Annotated in this window: 25 protein-coding genes; 16 read left to right on the forward strand and 9 right to left on the reverse strand. The window is 69.2% G+C overall.

The window, feature by feature from the left end:
* Positions 1-16: 16 nt before the first annotated feature.
* A complete protein-coding gene (locus ACIBTM_RS43250) occupies positions 17-715 on the reverse strand; it encodes a S1 family peptidase (RefSeq protein ID WP_378371463.1) in 699 nt (232 codons plus the stop codon).
* A gap of 182 nt (positions 716-897) precedes the next feature.
* Here ACIBTM_RS43250 and cpt point away from each other — a divergent pair, with 182 nt between their 5' ends.
* The gene (gene cpt, locus ACIBTM_RS43255; RefSeq protein WP_395882932.1) at positions 898-1,434 is read left to right on the forward strand and encodes a chloramphenicol phosphotransferase CPT; all 537 of its coding nucleotides are present in this window, start codon (positions 898-900) and stop codon (positions 1,432-1,434) included.
* 386 nt (positions 1,435-1,820) lie between these two features.
* Here the strand turns inward: cpt and ACIBTM_RS43260 are convergent, their stop codons facing one another.
* On the reverse strand, positions 1,821-2,861 hold the full coding sequence (locus ACIBTM_RS43260) for a DUF222 domain-containing protein (protein WP_395883010.1): 1,041 nt from the start codon (positions 2,859-2,861) through the stop codon (positions 1,821-1,823).
* A 590-nt stretch (positions 2,862-3,451) separates the two neighbouring features.
* Between ACIBTM_RS43260 and ACIBTM_RS43265 the strand changes: the two genes are divergently transcribed.
* Entirely contained in the window at positions 3,452-3,943 is a 492-nt protein-coding gene (locus ACIBTM_RS43265) for a hypothetical protein (protein ID WP_395882933.1), read from the forward strand.
* A gap of 29 nt (positions 3,944-3,972) precedes the next feature.
* Here the strand turns inward: ACIBTM_RS43265 and eccCa are convergent, their stop codons facing one another.
* Positions 3,973-7,914, reverse strand: coding sequence for a type VII secretion protein EccCa (gene eccCa, locus ACIBTM_RS43270; RefSeq protein WP_395882934.1), 3,942 nt, complete (start codon positions 7,912-7,914; stop codon positions 3,973-3,975).
* Between the two features lie 152 nt (positions 7,915-8,066).
* Here eccCa and ACIBTM_RS43275 point away from each other — a divergent pair, with 152 nt between their 5' ends.
* The 6 genes from ACIBTM_RS43275 to eccD are packed head-to-tail and all read left to right on the forward strand — an operon-like array spanning position 8,067 to position 13,487.
* Positions 8,067-8,846, forward strand: coding sequence for a WXG100 family type VII secretion target (locus ACIBTM_RS43275; RefSeq protein ID WP_395882935.1), 780 nt, complete (start codon positions 8,067-8,069; stop codon positions 8,844-8,846).
* A gap of 21 nt (positions 8,847-8,867) precedes the next feature.
* On the forward strand, positions 8,868-9,896 hold the full coding sequence (locus ACIBTM_RS43280) for a hypothetical protein (RefSeq protein WP_395882936.1): 1,029 nt from the start codon (positions 8,868-8,870) through the stop codon (positions 9,894-9,896).
* Positions 9,897-9,914: 18 nt separating this feature from the next.
* Positions 9,915-11,264: a WXG100 family type VII secretion target gene (locus ACIBTM_RS43285; RefSeq protein ID WP_395882937.1), complete on the forward strand. Its 1,350-nt coding sequence runs from the start codon at positions 9,915-9,917 to the stop codon at positions 11,262-11,264.
* Between the two features lie 14 nt (positions 11,265-11,278).
* Entirely contained in the window at positions 11,279-11,788 is a 510-nt protein-coding gene (locus ACIBTM_RS43290; protein WP_395883011.1) for a hypothetical protein, read from the forward strand.
* Positions 11,785-12,114 carry a YbaB/EbfC family nucleoid-associated protein gene (locus ACIBTM_RS43295; protein WP_360971370.1) on the forward strand — a complete coding sequence of 110 codons (330 nt, stop codon included), beginning with the start codon at positions 11,785-11,787 and terminating at the stop codon, positions 12,112-12,114. Before ACIBTM_RS43290 ends, ACIBTM_RS43295 begins: the two co-directional genes overlap by 4 nt.
* A complete protein-coding gene (eccD, locus tag ACIBTM_RS43300; protein ID WP_395882938.1) occupies positions 12,111-13,487 on the forward strand; it encodes a type VII secretion integral membrane protein EccD in 1,377 nt (458 codons plus the stop codon). Before ACIBTM_RS43295 ends, eccD begins: the two co-directional genes overlap by 4 nt.
* A gap of 98 nt (positions 13,488-13,585) precedes the next feature.
* Here eccD and ACIBTM_RS43305 read toward each other — a convergent pair whose 3' ends face one another.
* Positions 13,586-14,659 (reverse strand): type VII secretion protein EccE, encoded by a 1,074-nt coding sequence (locus ACIBTM_RS43305; RefSeq protein WP_395882939.1) that lies wholly within the window; start codon positions 14,657-14,659, stop codon positions 13,586-13,588.
* 147 nt (positions 14,660-14,806) lie between these two features.
* Here ACIBTM_RS43305 and eccB point away from each other — a divergent pair, with 147 nt between their 5' ends.
* From eccB to ACIBTM_RS43320, 3 genes are read left to right on the forward strand one after another with little or no spacing between them, the layout of a single operon-like run.
* Positions 14,807-16,231, forward strand: coding sequence for a type VII secretion protein EccB (gene eccB, locus ACIBTM_RS43310; RefSeq protein WP_395882940.1), 1,425 nt, complete (start codon positions 14,807-14,809; stop codon positions 16,229-16,231).
* Positions 16,228-16,968 carry a response regulator gene (locus ACIBTM_RS43315; protein WP_395882941.1) on the forward strand — a complete coding sequence of 247 codons (741 nt, stop codon included), beginning with the start codon at positions 16,228-16,230 and terminating at the stop codon, positions 16,966-16,968. The genes eccB and ACIBTM_RS43315 overlap by 4 nt, the downstream gene beginning before the upstream one ends.
* Positions 16,965-17,621 carry a response regulator transcription factor gene (locus ACIBTM_RS43320; RefSeq protein ID WP_016335996.1) on the forward strand — a complete coding sequence of 219 codons (657 nt, stop codon included), beginning with the start codon at positions 16,965-16,967 and terminating at the stop codon, positions 17,619-17,621. Before ACIBTM_RS43315 ends, ACIBTM_RS43320 begins: the two co-directional genes overlap by 4 nt.
* Here ACIBTM_RS43320 and ACIBTM_RS43325 read toward each other — a convergent pair.
* Positions 17,618-18,514, reverse strand: coding sequence for an SMP-30/gluconolactonase/LRE family protein (locus ACIBTM_RS43325; protein ID WP_395882942.1), 897 nt, complete (start codon positions 18,512-18,514; stop codon positions 17,618-17,620). The genes ACIBTM_RS43320 and ACIBTM_RS43325 overlap by 4 nt on opposite strands.
* A 68-nt stretch (positions 18,515-18,582) precedes the next feature.
* Here ACIBTM_RS43325 and ACIBTM_RS43330 point away from each other — a divergent pair, with 68 nt between their 5' ends.
* Positions 18,583-19,071, forward strand: a complete 489-nt coding sequence (locus tag ACIBTM_RS43330; RefSeq protein WP_395882943.1) for an Lrp/AsnC family transcriptional regulator — start codon at positions 18,583-18,585, stop codon at positions 19,069-19,071.
* Here the strand turns inward: ACIBTM_RS43330 and ACIBTM_RS43335 are convergent.
* Positions 19,019-19,813, reverse strand: coding sequence for a carbon-nitrogen hydrolase family protein (locus tag ACIBTM_RS43335; RefSeq protein WP_395882944.1), 795 nt, complete (start codon positions 19,811-19,813; stop codon positions 19,019-19,021). The two genes, ACIBTM_RS43330 and ACIBTM_RS43335, sit on opposite strands and share 53 nt — an antisense overlap.
* Before the next feature lie 84 nt (positions 19,814-19,897).
* Here ACIBTM_RS43335 and hisD point away from each other — a divergent pair, with 84 nt between their 5' ends.
* From hisD to hisB, 3 genes are read left to right on the forward strand one after another with little or no spacing between them, the layout of a single operon-like run.
* The gene (gene hisD / locus ACIBTM_RS43340; protein WP_395882945.1) at positions 19,898-21,223 is read left to right on the forward strand and encodes a histidinol dehydrogenase; all 1,326 of its coding nucleotides are present in this window, start codon (positions 19,898-19,900) and stop codon (positions 21,221-21,223) included.
* Positions 21,220-22,320 (forward strand): histidinol-phosphate transaminase, encoded by a 1,101-nt coding sequence (locus ACIBTM_RS43345; protein ID WP_395882946.1) that lies wholly within the window; start codon positions 21,220-21,222, stop codon positions 22,318-22,320. Before hisD ends, ACIBTM_RS43345 begins: the two co-directional genes overlap by 4 nt.
* On the forward strand, positions 22,317-22,916 hold the full coding sequence (gene hisB / locus ACIBTM_RS43350; RefSeq protein ID WP_007029930.1) for an imidazoleglycerol-phosphate dehydratase HisB: 600 nt from the start codon (positions 22,317-22,319) through the stop codon (positions 22,914-22,916). The genes ACIBTM_RS43345 and hisB overlap by 4 nt, the downstream gene beginning before the upstream one ends.
* 59 nt (positions 22,917-22,975) lie before the next feature.
* Here the strand turns inward: hisB and ACIBTM_RS43355 are convergent, their stop codons facing one another.
* The 3 genes from ACIBTM_RS43355 to ACIBTM_RS43365 are packed head-to-tail and all read right to left on the reverse strand — an operon-like array spanning position 22,976 to position 24,353.
* Positions 22,976-23,548, reverse strand: a complete 573-nt coding sequence (locus ACIBTM_RS43355) for a dihydrofolate reductase family protein (protein WP_395882947.1) — start codon at positions 23,546-23,548, stop codon at positions 22,976-22,978.
* Positions 23,548-24,012, reverse strand: coding sequence for an SRPBCC domain-containing protein (locus ACIBTM_RS43360; protein WP_395882948.1), 465 nt, complete (start codon positions 24,010-24,012; stop codon positions 23,548-23,550). Before ACIBTM_RS43360 ends, ACIBTM_RS43355 begins: the two co-directional genes overlap by 1 nt.
* A 2-nt stretch (positions 24,013-24,014) precedes the next feature.
* Positions 24,015-24,353: an ArsR/SmtB family transcription factor gene (locus ACIBTM_RS43365; protein ID WP_395882949.1), complete on the reverse strand. Its 339-nt coding sequence runs from the start codon at positions 24,351-24,353 to the stop codon at positions 24,015-24,017.
* An 88-nt stretch (positions 24,354-24,441) separates the two neighbouring features.
* Between ACIBTM_RS43365 and ACIBTM_RS43370 the strand changes: the two genes are divergently transcribed.
* Positions 24,442-24,597: a hypothetical protein gene (locus ACIBTM_RS43370; RefSeq protein ID WP_016335988.1), complete on the forward strand. Its 156-nt coding sequence runs from the start codon at positions 24,442-24,444 to the stop codon at positions 24,595-24,597.
* Positions 24,598-24,611 lie beyond the last annotated feature (14 nt).

The following is a 24,611-nucleotide window of genomic DNA, read 5'->3' on the forward strand; positions in this document are numbered from 1 at the left end:
CCTTTTCCTTTTCGGGTCAGACTCCAGCGGTGGTGCGGATCCAATCGCGGCTCGCCGCGACACTGGCGTAGTTCTGGGTGCCCTGCGGGTTCGTACCGGAATTGCTGCCGGTCGAGCAGACGCCGACCTGGACGCCGTTCGAAAGCTGCGGGCCGCCCGAGTCGCCGTGCCAGGCGGAACCGTTGATGCCGACGCTGGCGATGGCCTGGCCGCCGTACGCGTCACTGCTGGTGCCGGTGATGCGGACGTCGGCCGTCTTCAGGACGCTCGAAGGCGGATTGTTGCCCTGGGTGCGGCCCCAGCCGTAGATCTGATTCGTGGTGCCGTTGGCCGGGTTCGCGGTGCCGAGCTTCATGTACGTCGTGCTGACCGCGGTCGTGAGGTGCAGCAGGGCGATGTCGCCGCGCGGGGCGGCCTTCTGCTGGTCGACGTCGGCCTCGGTGCCCTGGTTCAGGTTGACGTTGCCGACCTTGACATGCATGCCGGGCTTGTTGAGGCAGTGTTTCGCGGTGAGGACCCATTGCGGCGCGATGATCGTGCCGGAGCAGTTGAAACCGCCGAACGCGGTGGCGTCGTCCCAGTAGATCTGGGCGCCCCACGGCGCGGAACTCACGGTGCCGCCGCCGATGATGTCCTGACCCGCGTTCGCGGCGGGGGTGGCGGCAAGGGTCAGTGCCGCGGCGGCGCCCGCCACCGTAGCGACAATCTTGGACATACGCATGAATACGCCCTTCGGCCTGCGTCGGGGAAACCGTTTCGAGTCGAAACGGTTTCACCAAGTTAGGCGGCGGTAAGGGTTTTGGTAACCTACCGAAGTCGGTAAACGTCGCGAGGAAAGTATTGAGCCGTCCGTTGTATCCGTTTTGTTGGAAAAGCGTTCGTCTTTAGGCTGTCAGCGTGACGACAACGGTGATCGTGCTGAACGGCGGCTCCAGTTCCGGCAAGTCGGGGATCGCCCGGTGCCTGCAAGCGGTACTGCCGGACCCCTGGCTCACCCTCGGCGTGGACACCTTGATCGACGCCATGCCCGCCGCGGTGGACAAGGGGATCGATTTCGCCGCGGACGGCGGGGTGAATGTCGGATGCGGCTTCCGGCGGCTCGAGGACGCGTGGATGGCCGGTGTCGCGGCAATGGCGCGGGCGGGTGCCCGGGTCATCGTCGACGACGTTTTCCTGGGTGGCGCCGCATCACAACGGCGGTGGCGTGACGCGTTGGACGGGCTTGAGGTGCTGTGGGTCGGGGTCCGATGTGACGGTGTCGTGGCAGCCGGACGGGAAACGGCGCGCGGGGACCGGGTCGCGGGAATGGCGGAGGCGCAGGCCGAGAGCGTGCACCGGGGCGTGGTCTACGACTTCGAGGTGGACACGGGGGTGAACGAGGCTCTGGCCTGCGCCCGGGAGATCGCCGCGCTGACGTTCGCTGCCGAAGAGTGAGAGGCGCTTTCCGGCTGCTCATTGTCGGCGTGGTGCTCTCGCTGGGAGCTCTTTCGTTGCCTCCCAGGGTGAGATCAACGCTCGCGTGTGGACGCGCTTTTCGCGCTTCGCCTGGCGGACCCATTGGCAACGAAATGACCACCGCCATCGCCGTGCGTTGCGTCAGTACATGCCCTGCTGAGCGCTTCGGTGAAGTTGGGCCGGGTCGTTCTTCGTGGCGGAGGGATGCGCGGTCGTTCCGAGTCGCGCGCACGACGGAGGGCATGCCGGTGTCGCTGGCAGGCGCGCTCTCGGGCGTGTGCACCGCACGACTTCCGGACCGGGTTTTGGGCGTGCCGGTGTTGCCGCCCGGTGTGTTTCCGGGTGGCTTCAAGGGTGTGTGTGGGTTAGAGGGGTGGGGTGTTGTCGTCCGGTGGTTGGGGTCGTGGGTGGTGGAGTGGTTCGGGGGTGGTGGTGTGGGTGTGGCCGGTGGGGGTGGTGATGGTCATGCCGCCGTTGCCGGTGGGGTCGGTGGTCCAGCCGGGTTCTTCTTTGAGCATGTTGTGGATTTTGCAGGCGGTGTGGCAGTTGTGGTGGTCGGTGTTGCCGTCACGGGCCCAGGTGGTGATGTGGTCGATCTCGGAGAACGCGGCGGGGCGGTGGCAGCCGGGGTGGGTGCATTCTTGGTCGCGGGCTGTGATGAGTCGGGCGAGTGAGGCCGGGGGCCGGTAGGTGCCGGGGCTGGCTTCGAGGAGTTGACCGGTGGCGGGGTCGGTGATCAGCCGGGACCAGGTCGAACCAGGGTCGGTGGCGATCTCCCGGGTGAGCCAGCCGGGGATGGGTCCGTAGCCTGCCAGGGTGGCGGGGTCTTCACGGGCGCCGGTCAGGGTGAGCAGGTCGACGTAGACGTGGATGTGCGCGCGAGGGGTGCCGTGCCCGTCCTCGGCCAGGAGCCGCTCGGCGAAAACGTCCGCGCGGTGCTGATCCAGCGTTCGGGACTTGTCGGAGTGGCGGCGGGCCTTGGCCGCGCGGGACAGCGATGCGTACACCGAACTCGCCACTTCGGCGGGAAGATAGCCAGACAGCTTCGACATGGTCTCGTCTTCGTGTTCCAGCGAGACATGCCGCAGCGCGCGTTTCCGCTCGGCGCGTTCGCGGTAGCCGTCGGGGTCGAATTTCTGTACCGCGTGATCCACCGATTTCCGGATCGCCGTGGGATCACGGCCGGCGAGCCGTTTGGTCATGAACGCGTCCACCAGTGCGGCGACCTCGTCGGAGACCTCACGGGTCAACTGGCTGACCTTCGACGCCTTGTACAGATCGATGTCACCCTTCTCCAGCGCCGCCAACGTGTTCGGCAACCGCGCCACCAAAGCACACGAGGTCTCGACCAGCAGATACGCCTGATTACGAGAGACCGAGAAAGCCAAAGCGACCTCCTCGGTCACCGATCTTCGCGAACCACCCACCGCGGCGAACCCGGCTATCGAATGCACCTGCCGCCCCTGCGCACGACGAAGCACCACCTCTTCGTCATACGCGGCATCGAGAAGACGAGCGGCTTTCGGATTAAAAGCAAGAGACTGGGTCATAACCATGATCGTACTCGAACGTGAGTTCGATCACCACTGAATCCGCGCCTGTACGCGATCTGCATTGGCGACCACTTCTTCCGCGGCCCCTCATGCACCACGCGAGTCAGAAACGGCGATTTCAGCACCTTGCGTTCCTTTGGACGCTTTCGCATCCGATCAGCCCGGCGCTGCGCAACCAACGGCGAATACGCCTCCCGATCACCTGCCTCAACCCGAACGCGATCAACTCACGCTCCATCGACCGCTACGGAACAGTGCGACGGACCACGCTATTCGTCACTTCGGGGTTTGAAGGTTCCGTGACTTAGGGCTTGGCCCTCGACCGCCGCTCCTGCGGGCTACATCCCGGAATTCCGCCAACCGCGCACAGCGGTCGCGATCCATGAGTAGGTTCCACCGTGTCCATGACCCTCACACGTAGGAACCGGCGGATCATGACAGTTTTGAACACCCTGATCACAACGGCTGCCGGTGCGCTGGCGGCCACCGTCGGTGTCGTGGTCGGAGGTCTCGTCACTCGTCGCAGCCAGGACCGGCATTGGCTGAGGGAAAAGCAGCTTGCGGCATATGCCGAGCTTCTGGGGCACTATGCCCAGTTCACGATGGTTCTCAAGCGTGCCCATGCCGACCGGCAGGGGTGGGACTACGAGTGGGGCGAGTGGAGCGCGGCGTTGGTCTCGGCCAGCATCGTGTCGCCGCCGAAGGTCGCGGCAGAGATCATCGACTTCGCCCAGGCGGTCAACACCTTCCTGGATCGCGCCAGCGTGGATACGACCGAGCACGCCTTGACGGCGCACGAGTTCGAACAGGCGAGTATGGCGCCGGCTGCGGCCCAGCTCAACCTGATCAACGCGATCCGACGATCACTGGGAAGACGCCACGGAGCGCTGTCGGAGGCGATCGGTGGATCGCTGGGCCCATCCTTGACTGGCTAACTGAAGCGCCGCCCACGAGGCGGCCCAGCTCAATCCTCCACAGGCTTCGTCCACGCCACCTGTACCAGCCCCGTCCCATGCCGTCGCGACACCAGCACACCCCGTCCGGCGGGCTGCGGTCCCGGCTTCACGTCCCCGAGCAGTGCCCCTTCGTCCCGGGAGCCGGACATCACGAGGCCGGGCGAGCCCAGCTCCCGGATCCGTTGCAGCACAGGTTCGAACAGGGAACGGCCGGCGCCGCCGCTGCCGCGCGCGATGACGAGGTGGAGCCCGATGTCCCTTGCCTGCGGCAGGAATTCCAGCAGCGGCTGCAACGGGTTCCGGCCAACGGTCGCGACCATCTCGTAGTCGTCGACGAGCACGAACAGCTCCGGGCCCCGCCACCAAGACCGGTTCCGCAGCTGCTCCGGCGTGACGTCCGGGCCGGGCAGCCGGTTCCGCATCGCCTGCTGACACTGGTCGATCAGCCCGTTCAGCACGGTTTCCGAACCCGCGTAGCCGAGCAGATGCGAATCCGGCACCGCGCCCAGCATCCCGCGCCGGTAGTCGGCGACCACGATCGCCGCTTCCTCCGGGGAGTACTTCGACACGATGCCTTGCGCGATCGCCCGCAGGAGCGAACTCTTGCCGGATTCCACATCGCCGAAGGCCACGAAATGCGGTTCGGTGGCGAAGTCGAGATGCACCGGCCGCAGGTTCGATTCCGCGATGCCGAGCGTGACCTGCTTGCGGGGCCCGGCTTCCAGCGAGTCCAGCGGGACCTCGGCAGGCAGCAGCCGGACCTGCGGCGCCGCCGCACGATTCCAGGCCGCCGAAATCCGGCGGTTCAGATCCAGGCCACCGGCGCCGACGGTATCCGGGCGCTGGTCCGAGTCGATCCGCGGGAGCGCCGCGAGGAAGTGCAGTTTGTCGGCGGTCAATCCGCGGCCCGGCCGGTCCGCCGGGACGTTCTGCGCGATCTTGCGGTCGATCAGCGAGTCCGCCGGTTCACCGAGCCGCAGTTCGAACTTGGTGCCGATCGCGTCCCGCAACGGCGCACGCATGCCCATCCACTGGTTGATCGAGACGACGACGTGGATGCCGAAACCGAGCCCGCGTGACGCGAGGCTGGTGATCTGTTCCTCCAGCTGCTCGTATTCCTGGCGGATCGTGGTCCAGTTGTCCACGAACAGGAAGACGTCGCCGAATTCGCGGCCTTCCGTACTCTCCCGGAACTCCGAGCGCCGCTGGCGGAACGTCGTGATCGACTCGATCCCGTTGGCGGAGAAGAACTCCTCGCGCTGTTCGAGCAGGGTCGTCAGCTCCGCCACCACCCGGCGGCACCGCTGGGCGTCGCGCCGCGTCGCGTAGCCGGACACGTGGGGCAGCCCTGCGATCGGTGCCAGCGCGCCACCACCCATGTCCAGCACGAACAGCTGGACCTCTTCCGGCGTGTGGGTCAGCGCGAGCATCGCCGCGATGTCGCGCATCAGCGTGCTCTTGCCGCTCTGCGGCGCCCCGACGATCAGCGCGTGCCCGGCGGCGCCGGAGAAATCGGCCCACAGCATGTCGCGCCGCTGCTCGAAGGGCTTGTCCACCAACGCGACCGGGATCATCAGCTTGCCGTTGCCGCCCCAGCCCAGCGGGCACAGGCCGCGTTCGGGGTCTTCGCCGAGCGGCGGCAGCAGCTGGTCCAAGGTGGGCGGTTCGGCCAGCGGCGGAAGCCAGATCTGGTGCGCCTCCGGGCCTTTGCCTTCGATCCGCGAGATCATCGCGCCGATGATCGTCTCGCCGGTGCCCTTTTCGACCGGCTCCTCGGCTTCGACGGTCACCGGGATCTCGACCGGTGCCAGCGTGAACGGCATCAGCCCGAGACTCTGCCCGTCCTTGCGCACGATCTTGCTGCGCGGCGGCAATTCCCCCGAGACGTACGCGGCCTTGAGCCGGATGAGGGTGTCGTTGTCGGACTTCAGATACGCCGAACCCGGCACGGGCGGCAGCTGGTACGCGTCCGCGACGCCGAGGACCGCACGGCTCTCCGACGCGGAGAACGTCCGGAGGCCGATCCGGTACGAGAGATGCGAATCCAGCCCGCGCAGCCGCCCTTCCTCCAGCCGCTGCGAGGCCAGCAGCAGGTGGATCCCGAGACTCCGGCCCAGCCGCCCGATCGCGACGAACAGGTCGATGAACTCCGGCCGCGACGACAGCAGCTCGCTGAATTCGTCGATGATCACCAGCAGCGACGGCAACGGCCGCAGGTTGACACCCGATTCCCTGGCCTTTTCGTAGTCCCGCACCGACGCGTAGTTCCCGGCGGCGTGCAGGAGTTCCTGACGCCGCAGCAGTTCGCCGTTCAGCGCGTCCGCCATGCGGTCGACCAGCGCGAGATCGTCGGACAGGTTGGTGATCACGGCGCAGGTGTGCGGCAGCCCCGTCATCCCCGCGAACGTCGCGCCGCCCTTGAAGTCGATCAGCGCGAGGTTGAGCTTCTCCGAAGAATGCGTGACGGCGAGCGCGGTGACCAGTGTCCGCAGCAGCTCGCTCTTGCCGGATCCGGTCGCGCCGATGACGAGGCCGTGCGGGCCCATACCGCCTTCCGCCGACTCCTTGAGATCGAGGTCGACGGGCCTGCCTTCGGGGTTGATGCCCAGCGGGATCCGCAGGCGGTCCCGCGCCGAACGCGGTGCCCAGGTGACCGCGGTGTCGGTGTCGCGCGGATCGCCGATGCCGAGCAGCCCCGCCAGCCCGAACGTCGCCGACATCGGCGCCTCGCTGACCACCGCCGCCCCCTGGAACAGCGGCGTCAGCATCCGGGACAGCGCCTCCGCGGCCCCACGGTCCAAGGTGTCCGGCTTGCCGAGAAAACCGAGCCGCTGTTCCGTCCCGTCGCCGACGACCATCCCGAGCTGATCGGGACTCATGTGCAGGCTCAGCAGCCGTTCCGACGAGACCGAACGCGGCTGCTCGGTGCCGATCTCCACCACGGTGACGCCGAGCCTGCCTTCTTCGGCGACGAGCCGGGTGTCGCCGTGGACGTGCCCGCCGTCGACGATCACGACGATCTGGGGCAGGTCCAGCCGGGCGTCCGGCCGACGGGTGAACGCGGGCCGGTCACCGAGGTCGGCGCCGAGGAGGTCGGCGAGCTTCCCGGAGTCGGCGTCCACGAGCCGCCGCGGGCCTGCCGCGTCGGCGGCGGTCGAGGCGACGTGCGGCAGCCACTTCGCCCATTCCCAGTCGTGCAGCCTGTCGTTCTTGACGCATAACGCGATCCGCAGGTCACCGGGCGAGTGGAAGGTCGCGAGCTGGGTCAGCAGCGCCCGCGCCGTGCCGAGGGTGTCCGGGCGCCGTCCGGACAAACCGACCTGCGCGAACGACCGCAGCGAGATCGCGACCGGGAGCCCGTCCACCGTCGAGTAGGTGCGGATGAAGTGCTTGAGGTTCGTCGAGCACACCGGGTCGAGGTCTTCCAGCGGCACGGTCTGCGGCGCCTTCAACGGGGTCGCCAGCCGCTGCGGCCCCGTCCCGACGCGCACCTGCCCGAACTGCGGATCGGACCGGCGGCGGTCCCACAGCCTCCCCGTCTCGATGTACGCCCACAGATCCGCCGGGTCGGGCTGCAACGCCGCCATCGCCGCGCGCTGGTTGTCCGCGATCTCGCGGACCTGGCCGCGCAAACCGGTCAGATACCGCTGGTAGTCCCGGCGTTCCTCGTTGATCTGCGCCTTCTTCTGCGCGCCGCCGCGCCCCAGCGACATCACGACCATGCCCACCATCGCGGTGAGGAACAACGCGCCGAAGATGTAGGTCATCACCCCGCCGTCGCGTCCGATGTAGACGAACGACATGGCGCCCATGCCCAGCATCATCGGCATGAACATCAGCAGCTGCATGGCTCCGCCGCCAGCGCCCTTCGGCAGCATCGGCGGGGACTGCAGGACGATCTCTCCGGGCTGCTCGCCCAGGGCCGGCAGGCGGTCGCGAGTGGCGCTCATCAGGGTCTTTCTGGCCGCTTGTGGGTAATCCTGCCGATCATTCTGGCCACTCGTGCCGCCCTCTTGGTGGGTACTTTTGCCGTCCGCTCACGTCTGGTGGCGAACTTACGCTGCTGGTCACGCAGACGTGGGGGAACGAGAGAAGGAGAGTCATGGTCGGCACGGGCGAGTACCGGGCGGAGCCCGAGGCCATGCGCTCGGCGGTCGGGAACCTGGGCGGCATCATCATGCAGGGCATCAACGTCGTCGCCGACCTGGAACGCACCGTCCTGCAGCCGATGTCGTTCGCCACGTTCGGCAGCGCGGTGGCGGCGGCCAACACGGCGATGCAGAGCCAGCAGGTGGTCGCGGTCCGCACGCTCCTGCAGCTGCTGCAGCAGATCAACGGCTTCATCAAGAGCAGCGCCGACGCGTACCAGGCCGCCGACGAGGCGGTCGCGGGCGGATACGGCGGCCGTCCCGGCGGCGGTGCCGGATCGACGTCTTCGTCGATCTGGGGGAACTCGCACGCCTCCGAGCTGGCGACGCTGGCCATCAACGACAGCGCCGGGGGCGACGGCGAGCCGTCTTCGGTCGGCAACGTGCTGCGCTACCTGCAGGACGCGCGGCTGGGACAGCTCGGCGACCACCCGATCACCGACACGCGGTTCCACGGCGTCTCGGATTTCAACGACTGGCTGGCCGGTGACGCCGACAACCAGGCGCGGGTCGGGGTCATCGAGGTCTACGCCGGTACGGCCCGCAATTTCGGCGACGTGCCGGGCGGCGTGCACAGCGGCGACGTCGTCGTGGTCGAACCGCTCCTGTTCACCGACAGCAAGCCGATCATCGCCATCGCCGGAGAGGGCGGGCTGCTCTACAACCACGGAATCGTCGACGCGGACATCAACGGCCTGGCGAAGGTCAGCGTCTACCGCCCGGCTTCCGTCTGACTTCCGGCCTGAGGAGCGACCATGCTGACTTACCCCAATTCCAGCGCGATGGACGCCACGGCGTCCTCGGGCGGGCCGATCACCATCCTGCCGCAGATCCTCACCGGCCAGCCGGAGCAGATCGCGAAGCACGTGCTCGAAGTGCTCAAGAAGGCCAACGAGTTCCTCACCATGTACAACGAGGTGACGAAGGCCGCCGAGCAGCTGGGCAAGATCTGGTCCGGCGGCGCGTCGGATTCCGCGCTGAAGAAGATCACCGACTCCCTGAACTCGCTGACCAAGATCATCCAGGTCGTGCAGAAGGGCGCCGAACTGCTCGGCATCGCCGGGACGCTGATCAAGACCGCGCAGACCGCTTACAAGGCGGTGGTCTCGGCGGTGAACCCGACCGTCGCGGGCCTGATGTCGAATCCTTGGACCTACGGCGCCGCTGTCGCGCTTTCCACCGCCACCAGCGCTTCGCTGCGCGCGTTCATCACGGCGATCGGCGCGCTGCTGAAGGCGCTCGGCGTGGTCGACCTCGCCAACCAGATCACCCAGATCGCCACCATCATCGGCGAGGTCCAGAAACTGTTCGGGCACAACGACGCCGGTGACAACGGCGCGGCGGGCAACTCGGCGGTCTCCGGCACCCCGGTCACCAATCCGCAGGCGCCGGGGTCGGTCGCCAGCGGTTCGGGACAGGCCGCGATCGGCGGCTCGGGCGGCGGTTCGGCGCCGGGCGAGACGCCGCCGTTCACCCAGTACCGGCCGCCCGCGCTGGGCGGCAACGGTTCCCAGGGCAACTGGCCGGGCGGCGCCGACGCCTGGATCCCGGTGGACAGACCCTCGGGTGGCGGTGCGGGTTCCGGCGGCTCGTTCCCGGGAGCGGGCGCGGGCAACGGGAACACGGTCACCATCACCACCGACCTGAGCACCGGGAAGTCCACCGTGCAGGCGCCGGGGGGTCAGGACATCGATATCGACATCGACATGAACTACGGCGGAAAGCACTTCGAACAGCACATCGACATCGACGCAGGCGCGGATTCACCGGCGAAGGGCAGGTAAACCGTGTGGGGGAGCGGTGTGGTCGACGCTTCGGGCGTCGTCAGCTCGATCCTGTCGAATTACCGGCGGCTCGTGGTCGAGTACCAGCGGCGGGTCACCGGTGACCCTTCGGCGCTGACCGCGGCCGGTCAGCGGTGCGGCGACCGGGCGTCGACGGTTTCCGGCCGGGCGGACGAGATCGGCAAGGCGTCGAAGGCGCTCAACGCGTCTTGGGAAGGCGACGCCTACACGGCGTTCTCCGCCTCCGCCACGAAACTGAGCCAGGAACTCGGCGAGCTCGGCGCGAAACTGAGCGACCAGTCGAACCGGCTGCGGGCGGGCGCGCAGGCGCTGCAGGGCGCCAAGTCCTGTGTGGACTCGATCCTCGCCCAGTTCGACCAGTACGCCGCGCAGCTCACCAGCCAGGCACGGACGGCGAACGCGAACGCGGTCAACGCGTTCATCTCCGCGGCCCGTCAGCTCGGCGAACGGGCCGCGCAGGCGGCACAGGAGATCGCCGACGAGCTGAGCGAGGAACTCGCGCGGCTGTTCCCGCCGGAGGGCACCGGCCGGATCGAGCACGAACTCGGCAAGTGGGGCCGCGGCCCGTTGTACTGGCTCAACGGCGAAGCGCTCGACGGCCGCAAGCGCCCGCGTTCGCATCCTTCGTGGTTCGGCAATTCCGGCTGGAAGAAGCTCACCTGGGACGGTCTCGAAGGCACGCGCGCCCCGCGGGCCGGCGAAACCCCGTTCGGCAGGCCGAAGCCGGAAGGCCTGCGCGACAAGGTCTGGGGCAACACCGAGATCACCTACGCCAAGTGGAAGCAGGAGCAGGACGGCTTCACCCCGGGGTGGGACGCCAAGATCTCCACACAGGGCTGGGACTTCAAAGCGTCCGGGCACGCCGAATTGGCCGCCTTCAAGGAAGAACTCGAACGTAAGGGCGAGTGGGGCGTCGCATCGGCCGGTGCCAAGGGGACCGCGTTCGTCGGTGGTGAGGTGAACGGTTCGCTGCAGGCGGGCGCGCACGGTGTCGGCGTGCACGCCAACGCGTTCGTGGGCGGCAAGATCGAAGGCGAGCTCGCGGCGGACGTGGCCGGTGTCGGTGTCGGCGCGAGCGGCACCCTCCAATATGGACTCGGCGCGCAGCTGGACGGCCAGGCCGTTTACGACGCCGGGCATATCAAGGTCAACTTCAAGGCGGGTGTCGCGCTCGGTCTCGGTGCCGGGCTCGGCGCGAAGATCGACATCGACCTGCCCAAGATCGCGGACACCGTCGGCGAATACGGCGGCGCGGCCGTCGACGCGGTGAGCGGCGCGGCGGGCCAGGCGGCGGACGCCGTCGGCGAGGCGTGGGACGACGCGATCTCCTACGTGGGCACGTGGTGACGGGAATGAACGACATGGCGACGCAGGACCGGGTCTCCCTTCCGCTCGGCTTCGACATCCCCGACGGCTGGGTGCCGGTCGAGCCGTCGTCCGTCGGCGCCGAGGGCGCGGTCTTCGTCGCGGTGCACCGCGGAACCGACGCGGAGTTCATCCCGAACATCACCCTGAGCGTCGGGCAACGCCCGGACCAGGCACAGATCACCGACATCGCCGACGAGGCCGTCGAACGCCTCGGCAGGTCCATGGCCGCGCTCGAAGTGGTGCGGCGCAAGGTGATCGGCACCGGCATCGCGCCGGGGGTGACGCAGGTGCTGCGTATCCGCACCGGCGAAGGACAGGATCTCGTACAGACGCAGGTGCTGCTGACCGTGCCAGGGGCGAACCCGGCCGAGCGGCTGATCCTCGAGATCGCCTGCACCGCGACCCCCGAGGCGGCCCGCGGCCTCGGCGACGACTTCCGGCGGTTCGTGGGCAGCGTCCACGTCCGGCGGGGTACCACCGCAGATGAAGGAGAAGACTCGTGACCACCGACCCCTACGCCATGCCGGATATGGACGAGTTGCTGGACCAGGTCCGCAAGCAGACCGAAGAGGTGCAGCGCATCCAGCGTTCGGTCGAGGCGATGGAGGTCAAGGCGCACTCCCGGCAGAACGAGGTCACCGTCGTGCTGCGCGGAGACGGCCGGTTCACCTCGATCGACATCGACCCGCGCGCGATGCGTCAGTACGACGCGCGCAACCTCTCGGAGATCGTGCTGGAGGCGGTCAACAACGGGCTGCAGAAACTGGCCGAGGCCAGCAGCGCCAAATTCGCCCCGGTCATCGAGTCCGCCAAGTCGATCGAAGCATGACGGCCGCGATCGCGGGCTCCACCCGGCGCGTCACGGTGGTGACACCGCGGGCGCGCGTCGATGTGGCGCTGCCGCAGCAAAGCACGTTCGCCGAACTCGTCCCGCAGCTCGTGCGGCTCGCGGGTGCTTCGGGGCAAGCGTCGGCAGAGCATCCCGGCTGGGTGCTGTCCCGGCTCGGCGGCGCTCCGCTCGCGCTCGGGCTCACGGTGGCCGCCGCGCAGGTGCGCGACGGCGAAGTCCTCCATCTGACCCCGCGGGAACGCCCGCGGGGTCCGCTGCTGTTCGACGACGTCGTCGACTCGATCGCCAGCGTGGCCGAGTCGGGCACCGGCCGCTGGGGGCCGTCGGTGGCGCGCAAGGCGGGCATCGTCGCGTCCGTGGTGCTGCTGCTCGCCGGTGGGCTGCTGGTGCAGGCGGCGGCGTCCGGGAGCGTGCTCGCGCCGATCGGGACCGGGCTGCTCGCGCTGGTCCTGGTGCTGGGCGGTGGCGCGCTGAGCCGCGCGTACGGCGACGCGGAGGCCGGTGCCGCCGGTGCGCTCGCCGGGGTCGGCGCGGCTCTGCTGGCCGGGATGTCGATCCTGTCGCCGCATCCGCTGTTCTCCCTGTCGGCGGGACCGCTGGCCGCCGGGCTCGCCGTGGTGACCGTGTACGGCGTGATCGCGGCCGTTTCGGTGGCGGATCGGCTGCCGTGGTTCGTCGCGGTGACCGTCGCGGCCGGGCTCGGCGCGATCACCACCGCCGTCGTCCTGCTGGCCGACGTCCGCCCGGTCTCGGCGGCCGCCGTGGTCGCCGTCGTGGCGACGGCACTGGCAGCGGTGGCGCCGATGATGGCGCTGCGGCTCGGCAGGCTGCCGCTGCCACGGGTGCCGGACGACATGGACTCGTTCCGTGCCGACGAGAACCCTTCGCTCGGCGAGGACATGGTCGGCGGCACGACCTACGCGCAGGCGTTGCTGACCGGCCTGCTCGTCGCGCTCGGGCTCGTCGTGGTCTCGGCGTCGGTGGTCCTGTCGTCGTCCGGCGGGGCTTGGGAAGCGGGTCTGTGCGCGCTGCTGGGGCTGGCGCTGATGCTGCGCTCGCGCGCGTTCGCCGGCCGTTCGCAGCGGCTCGTGCTCGTCGGGTTCGGTGCGGCGGCACTGGCGGCGGCCGGTTTCTGGCTCGCCGCGGGCGGCCCGCGCTCGTTCATCTTCGCCGCCGGTTGTGCCGTCGTGGTCGCGGCGGGCGTCTGTCTCACCTACGCGACGCGTGTCGCGAAGGGACGTCGTTCTCCTTACTGGGCAAGGACTCTCGATATCGTCGAGTTCCTCGTGCTGCTCTCGCTGGTCCCGTTCGTCGGCATGATCGCCGGGGTCTACGAGGCCGTGCGGGGCTGATCTTCTCTTCCCGCATTCAGAGGACGAAACGCGTCGCGTCCGTGGAGGACTCCTTCCCTACCCTCAGAGAAGAAAGGAATCCTCCACGGACCGTCCCCTCAGTTCTCCAGCGCCAGCGGCAGGGTCCGCCGCACCGCCGCCGCGTGCCGTCCGTGCAGCGGGGTCACCGCGATCCCGCTCGGCCGCACCGTTTCCGCCCCCGGCCGACCGCCGACCCGGATGGTCACCTCGGACTTCTCGCGCCCGCCAGGAGAGCGGTACAGCGTGTACGAAGTCGCGGTGAACGCCGAGCCGGGGACGTGAAGATCCAGTGTCCGCGCGAGATCCCGCTCCGACCGGGGCCGGTAACAGACCTGCGACGCGCCGCCCCCGTCCCAGGACCGCCAGCCGTCCACCGGCGCGCCCTGGCCGCTGCCGAGCGCGACGCGCAGGTTTTCCGCCACCTCACCGGCTTCGAGCACGGTGCTTTCGAAGCCGGCTTCGGCCAGCGAGCCCATGAGCGACAGCGCCGCGCAGGCGGTGCTCCGCAGCGCGCCCAGTTCCCCGCCGCCCCTGGCGAGCGCCGCGATCGGCGCCTCCTCGGGCCGGTACCGGACGGTGAGCCAGCGGACGCGCAGCACCGAATGTCCATTGGGGACGGTCCAGGTCAGCAGTTGCGCGCTGGACAAAGGGATCCCGGTGCTCGTGTACGCGTCACGCAGGATGCCGACGAGCGTGTCCGATGCGGGCGCCACGGCGCCGGGGGTGAGCCGGACGATCGCGCTCCATCCGTCACTCACCTCGGCGACGCCGAAACGGTTGCCCGCGCGGTCGACGTGCTGACGCACCCGGACCGGACCGGCGAGCCGGTGCAGCGGATCGGGGACTTCGGATTTTTCCCGGCGCTTCAGCCGGTAACCGGCCCAAGTGAGCACCCAGCCCGCGGCATGGCGTCCGGCGAAACGGACCGAAGTCGTCAGCACGAGGACGCCGGCGACGGCGGCGATACTGATCCGCGCGGCCTGCGGGATCCCGTCGACGGTGAAGGCCAGTAGGATCGCGATCCCGGCGATCTCCCAGAGCGCCGCCTGCGGCGGGCGGATCGGCAGCAGCCAGCGCAGTGGCGCCGCACCCGCGACGGCATGCGCGGGAGCGTGTTCTTGGGCCGGGCGGGCCGGGGCATCAACCGACAAGGAATTCCCCTTCTCCGTGCACGCGCCCGACGGTAACCCCGCCCCGCGCGGGGGAGGGGCGTAAAAAATACCCTCACCGCGAACCGGCGCCTGAACCTAACGTGAGCACCCTCGAACGGGTGGGCACGAACGGCGGGGGACGGGAGCGTGTGGACGCAGCGGGACCAGATCCAGGCCTACCAATTCCTCCGCAGGAGACTGGTTTCGGCACTGGTCTCGGCTGACGCCAACCATCCGGTCGCCCCGAGCCGCAGGCTCGTCATCGGCACCCTGTGCGGCCTCGGCGTGGCGTTGCTGGTCACCGCGGTGTTCGGCGTGATCGGCCTGCTGAACCCTTCCGGCGGCAAGGACTGGCTGGCCGGCGGCAAGGTGATCGTCGAGGAGGGCACCGGCGCGCGCTACATCCTCGGCCAGGACGGCGCTCTGCATCCGGTGCTCAACTACGCCTCCGCGCGGCTGATGGCGGGCGGCAACGGCGAGGCCACTGTGACCGTCCCTTCGGACAAGCTCGCGAAGGCGCCGAGAGGTTCGCAGATCGGTATCCCCGGTGCCCCCGACTCGCTGCCCGCGTCGGCCGCGCTGGTGAACACCCCGTGGACGAGCTGCTCGCGGACGACCCAGGACGCTCCCGCGTCGGCCGAACCGGAGACGACGGTGCTCCTCGGCGCGCCCGCCGCCGGGATCGACCTGCCGAGGGACCAGGCCGTCGTGGTCCGCGTTCCCGAGGGGGAGCGCTACCTCGTGACGGCAGGGCGCCGCTACAAGCTCACTTCGGAAGCCGCCACGGCGTTGCAGTTCGACACCTACCCGGCGATCGCGGTGTCCTCCCGGTGGATCGGCACCGTCCCCGCCGGACGCGATCTGGCCTACCGCGCGGTCGACGACGCGGGGCGCCCCGGCCCGAAGGTCGGCGGCACCGCGACGAAGGTCGGTTCGGTGCTCGGCGTCGTCGACGCGATGGCGTCGCCCAACGACGCGACGTCGTACTACCTCGTCCATGCCGAAGGGCTCGAACCGATCGGCCAGACCGAGGCGAGCCTGCTGATCAACACCCCGCAGAACGCCGATGCCTACACCGGTGTCCCGGCGCCCGTCGCGGTGCGCGCGGCCGACGTCGCCGCGGTGCCGAAGGTCGGCACGGCGAGGGCGGGCGGGGCCGATCCCGCGGAGTATCCGGACCGGATCCCGCGAAAAGCGCCCGTTACCGGACAGTCCGTGACGTTATGCGCACAGGGTTCTCGAATCGTTATCTCCGCACAGGTCCCGTTGCCGCAAGGTGCGAAGGCGATCCCGGTGACGGCGCGGACGGACGCGTTGGTCGCCGACGCCGTCTTCGTGCCCCCGTCGGGAGGCGCGGTGGTGGCGGAATCCGGTTCCGGCACGGTCTACGTCGTCACCGACACGGGCCAGAAGTACCCGGTGGCGAGCACTGAGGCACTCGCTTCCCTCGGCTACGGCCAAGCCGAACGGCAACCGGTTCCGAATGGATTGCTGGCACTGGTTCCGCGCGGGCCCGCGCTGGATCCGGCACAAGCGGGACGTGCGGTGTCCGCGGCGGGTGGGACGGGGTGATCGGGAACGTGCAGAGGACTGAAGACAGGCCGGAGACCGACCGGGTCGACGTCGCGGTGATCGAAGACCATCCGTTGTACCGGCACGCCGTGGTCCGGGTCCTCACCGAGGCCGAAGGCATCGAACTGGGCGCGGTGGTCGATTCGGTCGCCCGGTTCCACGTGCATCCGCAGCCGCCCGGCAGCGTGGTACTGCTCGACCTCGGCCTGCCGGGGACCGCCGGGGCGGCTGCCGTACTCCAGGTGTGCGAACTGGGTCATCACGTGCTCGTGGTGTCCGCGCAGGCCGAGCCCGAGCAGGTGCTCGGCGCGATCGCGGCCGGTGCCAAGGGTTTCCTGTCCAAGGACGTCGACGTCGACGAACTGCTGACCGCGATCAGGACGGTCGCGCGAGGCCGGGCCTACGTTTCCGCGGTGGTGGCCGGAATGATCATCAAGGACAACGCCGACCGTCCCGTGTCGGCTCCGGACGTCGCGCTTTCCGCGCGGGAGAAGCAGGTCCTGCGGCTCGTCGCGGCGGGCGAACGCGACGTCGACATCGCCCGCATCCTGGGCATCGGAGTTCGGACGGTCCGCGGTTATCTGGACCGGATCCGTGACAAACTCGGAGAGAGAAGGCGGGCCGGTCTGGTCCGCAAGGCCATCCAGCTCGGGCTCGCGTCTCCGCCGGAGGTGCCCGGTCCGTCTCGGCCGGTCGCGCCCCGCGCCGACGCGGGCGGATTCGAAGGACGCCGGTGAACGCAGACGAGCAGCAGCCGAAACGCAGTACGCCGATCAACGTCGGGGTGATCGAGGATCATCCGTTGTACCGGGACGCCGTCGCGCGTGTCCTCACCGAAGCGCCCGACATCGAGCTGGGCGCCGTCGCCGACTCCGTCGCGCGGTTCGCCGTCCAGGAGCAGCCTCCCGGCAGCGTCGTCGTCCTCGACCTCAAGCTGCGCGGTGTCCAGGACGCCGCCGCGGTGCTCGAGGTGGGGCAGATGGGGCACAAGGTGCTCGTGGTGTCGGCGCACGCCGAGCAGCCCGAGGTCTTGGGCGCCATGCAGGCCGGGGCGAAGGGCTTCCTGTCCAAGGACGTCGACGGCGACGAACTCCTGCGCGCCATCCGCACCATCGCCGAAGACAACGCGTACGTGTCGCCGACGCTGGCCGGGATGATCATCCAGGACAGCGAAGACCGCCACGCCGGGCCCAAGATCGTCCTGTCCGAACGGGAGAAGCAGGTCCTGCGGCTGGTCGCGGCCGGTGAACGGGACGTCGACGTGGCGGAGATCCTGAACATCAGCGTGCGGACGGTGCGGTCCTATCTCGACCGGATCCGGGACAAGACCGGCGAGCGGCGGCGCGCCGGCTTCGTCCGCGTGGCGATCCGGGAAGGCCTGCTGCGCTAGAACCGCGGCCCCGAGAAGTTCACCCGCAGCGTGTACACCGAACTGGACGCGGTGATGAACAGGTCGTTCCGCCGCGGCCCGCCGAAGGTCAGGTTCGAACAGACCTCCGGCACGCGCAGCTTCCCGATCCGCGTGCCGTCGGGTGCGAAGCAGTGCAGGCCGTCGTGCGCGGCGGCCCAGACCCGCCCGGCGGCGTCCAGGCGCACGCCGTCGAAACCACCGGCGTCGCTCGTCGCGAAGACCTCGCCGCCGGAGAGCCGCCCCTCGTCCACCGAGAAAACCCTAATGTGGCTGGGATTCTGGCGTGTGTCCGCGATGTAGAGCCGCGACTCGTCGAGTGAGAACGCCAGCCCGTTCGGGCGCGAGAAGTCGTCCGCGACGATCCGCACCGAACCGTCCACCGGATCGACCCGGTAGACGTGACAGGCGCCGATCTCGCTCTCGGCTTGATGGCCCTCGTAGTCGCTGTCGATGCCGTAACTGGGATCGGTGAACCAGATCGCGCCGTCCGAGGACTCGACCACGTCGTTGGGGCTGTTGAACCTCTTGCCCTGGTAGGTCTCCGCGAGGACGGTGGTCGTGCCGTCGTGCTCGGTGCGTGTCACCCGGCGGCCGCCCTGTTCGCAGCTGACGAGCCTGCCCTGCCGGTCGACGGTGTGCCCGTTGTGGAATCCGGCGGGCTCACGGAACACGCCGACCGCGTCCGTGGTCTCGTCCCAGCGCAGGACGCGGTCGTTCGGGATGTCGCTGAACACCAGATACCGCCCGGCCGGGAAGTAGGCGGGCCCTTCGGTCCACCGGCAGCCGGTGTGCAGGCGTCGCATCCACTCGTCCCCGTTGACCCGGGCGAACCGCTCGTCGAGCATTTCGAACCGCGCCTTGACCATGTCCATGAGAACCCCAGTGTTCCGAATGAGATATTGCGATCATCATGAACCGCCGAACTTGATATGGTCAACCCATGGATGACATGGATCGCATGTTGCTCACCGCGTTGCAGCAGGACGCGACCCAGGCGTATGCCGCGCTCGGCAAGGCGGTCGGGCTGTCCGCGGGCGCCGCGCACGAGCGGGTCCGCAAACTGCGCGAACAGGGCGTCATCCGGCGCACGACCGTCGACGTCGACCCGGCGGCCGTCGGCCGAGGGGTGATGGCGTTCGTGCTGGTCGAGGCGGGCTCGTGGATGGGCGACGCGCCGACCAAGGCCGCGCTGGAGGCGCTGCCGGAGGTCGTCGAGGCGCATGTCATCGCGGGCCCGGCCTCGCTGCTGGTGAAGGTGCGCACGCCGACCACCGAGGAGCTGCAGGCCTCCCTGCGCAGGCTGTACGCGATCGAGGGTGTCACCGGGACACAGACGATCGTGGTGCTCGAATCCTTCTTCGAACGATCGGTGGACGCTACAGGCGACGGTTCGCCAGAACCCCCGTCGCCGCCCGCGCCTTCCCGCTGACCGCGGGATCGATGTCGACGATCACCAGTTCCGGTCCGGCGCCCAGCTGGGTGTGGAGGCGGCCGAAACCGTCGGACACGGTGGAGTAGCCGATCCCGGTCGGTGCCTTGGGGTTCACCGGGGTCGAGGTCGTGGCCGGATCGGCCTGCCCGCAGCCCAGCACCCAGCAGCCCGAGTCGAGTGCGCGGGCGCGCACCAGCACCTCCCACTGCTCGCGTTTGCCCTCACCGGCGCCCCAGGACGTGGGCACGAGGACGATGTCGGCGCCGTCGTCCGCCAGCTTCCGGAACAGCTCGGGGAAGCGGATGTCGTAACAGGTCGCGACGCCGAAGGTGACCCCGTCGACGACGAAGGTGGCCGGCGCGGTCCCCGGGGCGACCGTGTCGGACTCGGCGAACCCGAACGCGTCGTACAGATGGATCTTGTCGTAGCCGAAATGGTGCCCGGCGCCGGTGACGAGCAGCGTGTTGCTCACGCGCCCGTCGGGTGACGGCGTGAACATGCCCGCGACGACCACGACGCCGTACTCGTCGGCGAGGGACGCCACCGCGGACGCCCACGGACCGTCCAAAGGCTGCGCGACGGGCGCGAGCGGGATGCCGAAGCGTGCCATCGCGGCTTCGGGGAACACCACGATCCGCGCGCCCTCGGCCACCGCGGCCGTCACGCCTTCGCGAATCAGCTTCAGGTTCGTTTCGGGATCCTCGGCCGCCGTGAGCTGGCACAACCCGATTCGCGGCACGGAGGCCTCCCTCATCGTGGGATCGCTGGTCACCACCCCAGTGTGCCTGCTCGGGGCGATCCGGCCACCTCGTACCCTTGACCCATGCTGAACCGTACCGACCTGCGTGGACAGGTCCCGTCCGTTGCCGAACTCAGGAGCACGCTCCCACGTGCCGAGTACGACGTGGACGCGGCGCTGCATCACGTACGGCCGGTGGTCGAGGCGGTCCGCGATCGCGGCGTCGAGGCGGTCCTGGAGTACACCGAGATGTTCGACAAGGTCCGTCCCGGCGGTGTCCGCGTGGCCGCCTCGGAGCTCACGAGCGCGCTCGCGAACCTGGACCCGGCCGTCCGCGAGGCGCTGGAGGAGTCCATCGCCCGCGCCCGCAAGGTCCACGGCGATCAGCGCCGTCAGGACGTCACGACCGAGGTCGTCGACGGCGGCACCGTCACCGAGCGCTGGATCCCGGTCGAGCGTGTCGGGCTGTACGCGCCGGGCGGGCTCGCGGTGTACCCCTCGACCGTGGTGATGAACGTCGTCCCGGCGCAGATCGCCGGCGTCGGCACGCTCGTGTTGTGCTCGCCGCCGCAGGCCGCGTTCGGCGGGCTCCCGCACCCGACGATCCTGGCCGCCGCCGAACTGCTCGGCGTCGACGAGGTCTGGGCCGTCGGCGGCGCGCAGGCCGTCGCGCTGCTCGCGTACGGCGACACCGACACCGACGGCGCGACACTGGAGCCCGTCGACATCGTCACCGGGCCCGGCAACATCTACCTCACCGCGGCCAAGCGGCTGCTGCGCGGCATCATCGGCATCGACTCCGAGGCGGGCCCGACCGAGATCGCGATCCTCGCCGACGAGACCGCCGACCCGGTGCACGTCGCCGCCGACCTGATCAGCCAGGCCGAGCACGACCCGCTCGCCGCGAGTGTGCTGGTGACCACCTCCGAAGGGCTCGCGGACGCCGTCGACAAGGAACTCACCGGTCGCGTGGCCGCGACCAAGCACTCCGAGCGGGTGACGGAAGCACTGGGCGGCAAACAGTCCGGCATCATCCTCGTGTCCACTGTGGACGACGGGATCCGCGTCGTGGACGCGTACGCCGCGGAACACCTGGAGATCCAGACCGCGGACGCGCGCTCGGTGGCGGCCCGCGTGCGCAACGCCGGCGCGATCTTCGTCGGGGCGTACGCGCCGGTTTCGCTCGGCGACTACTGCGCCGGATCCAACCACGTCCTGCCCACCGGCGGGTTCGCGCGGCACTCGTCCGGGCTTTCGGTGCAGAGCTTCCTCAAGGGCGTGCACGTCGTCGACTACAGCCAGGACGCGTTGCGCGAGATCGCCGGTCGCGTCGTCGCGCTGGCGAACGCCGAAGACCTGCCCGCGCACGGCGAGGCCATCACGGCACGGTTCGAAGGGGAGCGGGCATGAGCATCGGCGAGGAGATCACGCTCGACGCGCTCCCGCTGAGGGAGGACCTGCGGGGCAAGACCCCGTACGGCGCACCGCAGCTCGACGTGCCGATCCGGCTCAACACCAACGAAAACCCGTACCCGCCGCCGGACGCGCTGGTGGCCGACGTCGCCGAGGCGGTCCGCGCCGAGGCCGCTTCGCTGCACCGGTACCCGGATCGCGACGCCATCGCGCTGCGCCAGGACCTCGCGGACTACCTCGCGGTGTCCACCGGCGTGCTGGTCTCGGAGTCGAACGTGTGGGCCGCCAACGGGTCCAACGAGATCCTGCAGCAGGTCCTGCAGGCCTTCGGCGGTCCCGGCCGGTCGGCGCTGGGCTTCGAGCCGTCGTACTCGATGCACCCGATCATCTCGGCGGGCACCCGCACCGACTGGCTGCCGGTGCCGCGCCGCGACGATTTCACGCTCGACACCGAGAAGGCGGCCGCGCTGGTGGGCGAACGCCGACCGGACATCGTGTTCGTGACCAGCCCGAACAACCCGACCGGCGGGTCGATCCCGTTCGACGAGCTGCGCGGGCTGCTCGAAGCGGCGCCGGGCATCGTGGTGGTCGACGAGGCGTACGCGGAGTTCTCTTCGCAGCCGAGCGCCGTCGAGCTGATCGAGGAGTATCCGGCGAAGCTGATCGTGTCGCGCACGATGAGCAAGGCGTTCGCCTTCGCGGGCGGACGGCTCGGCTATCTGGCCGCCGCGCCCGCGATCGTCGACGCGCTGCAGCTGGTGCGCCTGCCGTATCACCTGTCGAAGCTCACGCAGGCCGCCGCGCGCGCCGCGCTGCGGCACGCGGACGCCACCCTCGCCTCGGTCGCCAAACTCGCGGCCGAACGCGACCGCGTGGTGGAATCGTTGCTGGGCTTGGGATTCACGCCGGTCCCGAGCGACGCGAACTTCGTCCTCTTCGGACGGTTCGCGGACGCGCCCGCGACCTGGAAGTCCTATTTGGACAACGGCGTGCTGATCAGGGACGTCGGCATCGCCGGGCACCTGCGGGTGACCATCGGCACGCCGGAAGAGAACGACGCCTTTCTCGAGGCCAGCAAGGAGGTGCCGCGATGAGTCGCGTCGGCAAGGTGGACCGCACCACCAAGGAATCGTCCATTTCGGTCCAGCTCGACCTGGACGGCACGGGGCAGGTGGAGATCGACACCGGTGTCCCGTTCTACGACCACATGCTCACCGCGTTCGGCGTGCACGGCTCGCTCGACCTCAAGGTGCAGGCGACCGGGGACGTGCACATCGACGCGCACCACACCGTCGAGGACACCGCGATCGTGCTCGGCCAGGCGCTGCGGCAGGCGCTCGGCGACAAGAGCGGTATCCGCCGGTTCGGCGACGCGTGGATCCCGATGGACGAAACCCTCGCGCACGCCGCGATCGACGTCTCCGGGCGGCCGTACTGCGTGCACCTCGGCGAACCCGAGCAGTTCAACAGCTTCACCATCGGCGGGAACTACCCGTTCGTGCTGACGCGGCACGTGTTCGACTCGCTGTCGTTCCACGCGCAGATCGCGCTGCACGTCCGCGTGCTGCACGGCCGGGATCCGCACCACATCGCGGAGGCCGAGTACAAGGCCGTCGCGCGGGCGCTGCGTGCGGCCACCGAGCCGGACCCGCGGGCGGGCGGCATCCCCTCGACCAAGGGCGTCCTCTAGCCCCCGCGTTTAGTCCTCTGGATGCGTTCCTTGCGCGTGCAACCACCGCATCCAGAGGACTAAACGCTTCCGGTGGGCTTGTAGGTGTTGAGCTGGACGCCGGACGGGGTCGTCGTGGAGCCGGTGAAGTCCAGGGCCTGGGCAGGCGTTCCCTCGGCGAAGAAACGCTTGCCTGTGCCCAAAAGAAGCGGATAGACGGCCAGCACGACTTCGTCCGCGAGCCCGTTTTCGAGCAGCGTCGACGTCAGCGTGGAGCTGCCCGAGAGGACGAGGTCCGGACCGTCCGCCGCCTTGATGCGGCGAACGCCTTCGACGAGGTCCGGGCCGACTCCCTCGAACGGACCCCATTTCAGGCTCTCCGGCCGGTGGGTGACGACGAACTTCGTCGCCGCCTTGAGCCGGTCCGCGAACGGGTCGCTCGGCGCGTCCGGCCAGTATTCCGACCACAGGTCGTAGGTGTGGCGGCCGAGCAGCAGATCGAAGCTTTCGGTGTGCGCGGCCAGGAGGGCTTCCCGGCCGGCGGGGGTCCGGTACGGCAGGTTCCAGCCGCTGTACGGGAAGCCGTTCTCGTCGGCGGAGTGCTGGACAACGCCGTCGAGCGAGATGTGCTCGATGATCTTGAGCTTTCTCATCACGCCTCCAGCAGTGCGTCGAGCTGGGGCATCGCGGCGCGGAACCCCTCTTCCATCCCGGGGATCGTCTTCTCCATGGCTTCGACACTGCGAAAGCACGTCACATGGATCATCCGGGATCCCGTCGATGTCGTCTCGAAGGTGAAAGTCATGGACGTGGGCATGTCCTCGTCGTGGTCGTCGCCGTCCTCCGCCTCGAAGAAGTCGATGGGATTCACCGCGGCGAACTTCCAGGAATTGGGCCACTTCTCCCCGTTGGGCCCGGTCAGGAAGTACTCGGCGCGGCCGCCCGTCCGGAAATCGTGATGGGTGAACGTGGCGGGCGCGAACGGCGGCCCCCAGAAGCGCTCTAGTTGCCTTGGATCTTCCCAGGCCGCCCACAGGCGCTTTTGCGAAACGGGAAAGTCCGCCACGACGGTGAGATGGAGTTTCTCGGGATCTTTGGTGACCGAGGTGATCGGCATCGTCATTCCCCTTCCAGGAGGACATCGTCGAGCTGCGCCACCCGCTGGCGCCAAAGGACTTCGTAGGAATCGAGAAGCTCGGTGGCGTGCTTGAGGCGCTCACGATCGGTCGACACCAGTTGTTCGCGGCCGTGGGCGCGCTTCCGTACGAGACCCGCGCGCTGAAGCACGGCGACGTGTTTCTGCACGGCGGCGAAGCTCATCTCGTAGTGCGCGGCGAGATCGGAGACCGACGGCGCTTCCGTGATCGCCCGCGCCAGGATGTCGCGGCGGGTGCCGTCGGCCAGGGCGCGGAAGAGCTGGTTGAGCGACTCCTCGCTCTCCTCTCGAAGTACAACCATGTGGTTGTACGTTAGCCGGGGCCTGCCCCCGTGGCAAGGCCGGAGCCCGGCGCGGTCACGGTCGCGGGCGTGTGGCAGGGTGGCGGGCGTGAGTAACACGACCATCGCTGTGCTGCTGTTCGCGCTCGGCGGCTTCCTGATCGGCGGCGTCTACGCGACCTGGAAGAGCGTCAAGTTCATGGCCGTCGTGCTGGGGATCGGCGCGCTGCTGGCCATCGGCGGCGCCATCGCCTGGCTGGCCTGACCGGCCCGCGGCTT

This window comes from Amycolatopsis sp. NPDC049868 (assembly GCF_044461365.1).
GTDB lineage: Bacteria > Actinomycetota > Actinomycetes > Mycobacteriales > Pseudonocardiaceae > Amycolatopsis.

Bases quoted from the DNA above. Each gene is read 5' to 3' on its own strand.
- eccD (WP_395882938.1), top strand. From the start codon at position 12,111: ATGACGGCCGCGATCGCGGGCTCCACCCGGCGCGTCACGGTGGTGACA.
- ACIBTM_RS43360 (WP_395882948.1), bottom strand. From the start codon at position 24,012: ATGCCGATCACCTCGGTCACCAAAGATCCCGAGAAACTCCATCTCACC.
- ACIBTM_RS43250 (WP_378371463.1), bottom strand. From the start codon at position 715: ATGTCCAAGATTGTCGCTACGGTGGCGGGCGCCGCCGCGGCACTGACC.
- ACIBTM_RS43290 (WP_395883011.1), top strand. From the start codon at position 11,279: ATGGCGACGCAGGACCGGGTCTCCCTTCCGCTCGGCTTCGACATCCCC.
- hisB (WP_007029930.1), top strand. From the start codon at position 22,317: ATGAGTCGCGTCGGCAAGGTGGACCGCACCACCAAGGAATCGTCCATT.
- ACIBTM_RS43280 (WP_395882936.1), top strand. From the start codon at position 8,868: ATGCTGACTTACCCCAATTCCAGCGCGATGGACGCCACGGCGTCCTCG.
- hisD (WP_395882945.1), top strand. From the start codon at position 19,898: ATGCTGAACCGTACCGACCTGCGTGGACAGGTCCCGTCCGTTGCCGAA.
- ACIBTM_RS43345 (WP_395882946.1), top strand. From the start codon at position 21,220: ATGAGCATCGGCGAGGAGATCACGCTCGACGCGCTCCCGCTGAGGGAG.
- ACIBTM_RS43365 (WP_395882949.1), bottom strand. From the start codon at position 24,353: ATGGTTGTACTTCGAGAGGAGAGCGAGGAGTCGCTCAACCAGCTCTTC.
- ACIBTM_RS43275 (WP_395882935.1), top strand. From the start codon at position 8,067: ATGGTCGGCACGGGCGAGTACCGGGCGGAGCCCGAGGCCATGCGCTCG.
- ACIBTM_RS43325 (WP_395882942.1), bottom strand. From the start codon at position 18,514: ATGGACATGGTCAAGGCGCGGTTCGAAATGCTCGACGAGCGGTTCGCC.
- ACIBTM_RS43355 (WP_395882947.1), bottom strand. From the start codon at position 23,548: ATGAGAAAGCTCAAGATCATCGAGCACATCTCGCTCGACGGCGTTGTC.
- ACIBTM_RS43330 (WP_395882943.1), top strand. From the start codon at position 18,583: ATGGATGACATGGATCGCATGTTGCTCACCGCGTTGCAGCAGGACGCG.
- eccCa (WP_395882934.1), bottom strand. From the start codon at position 7,914: ATGAGCGCCACTCGCGACCGCCTGCCGGCCCTGGGCGAGCAGCCCGGA.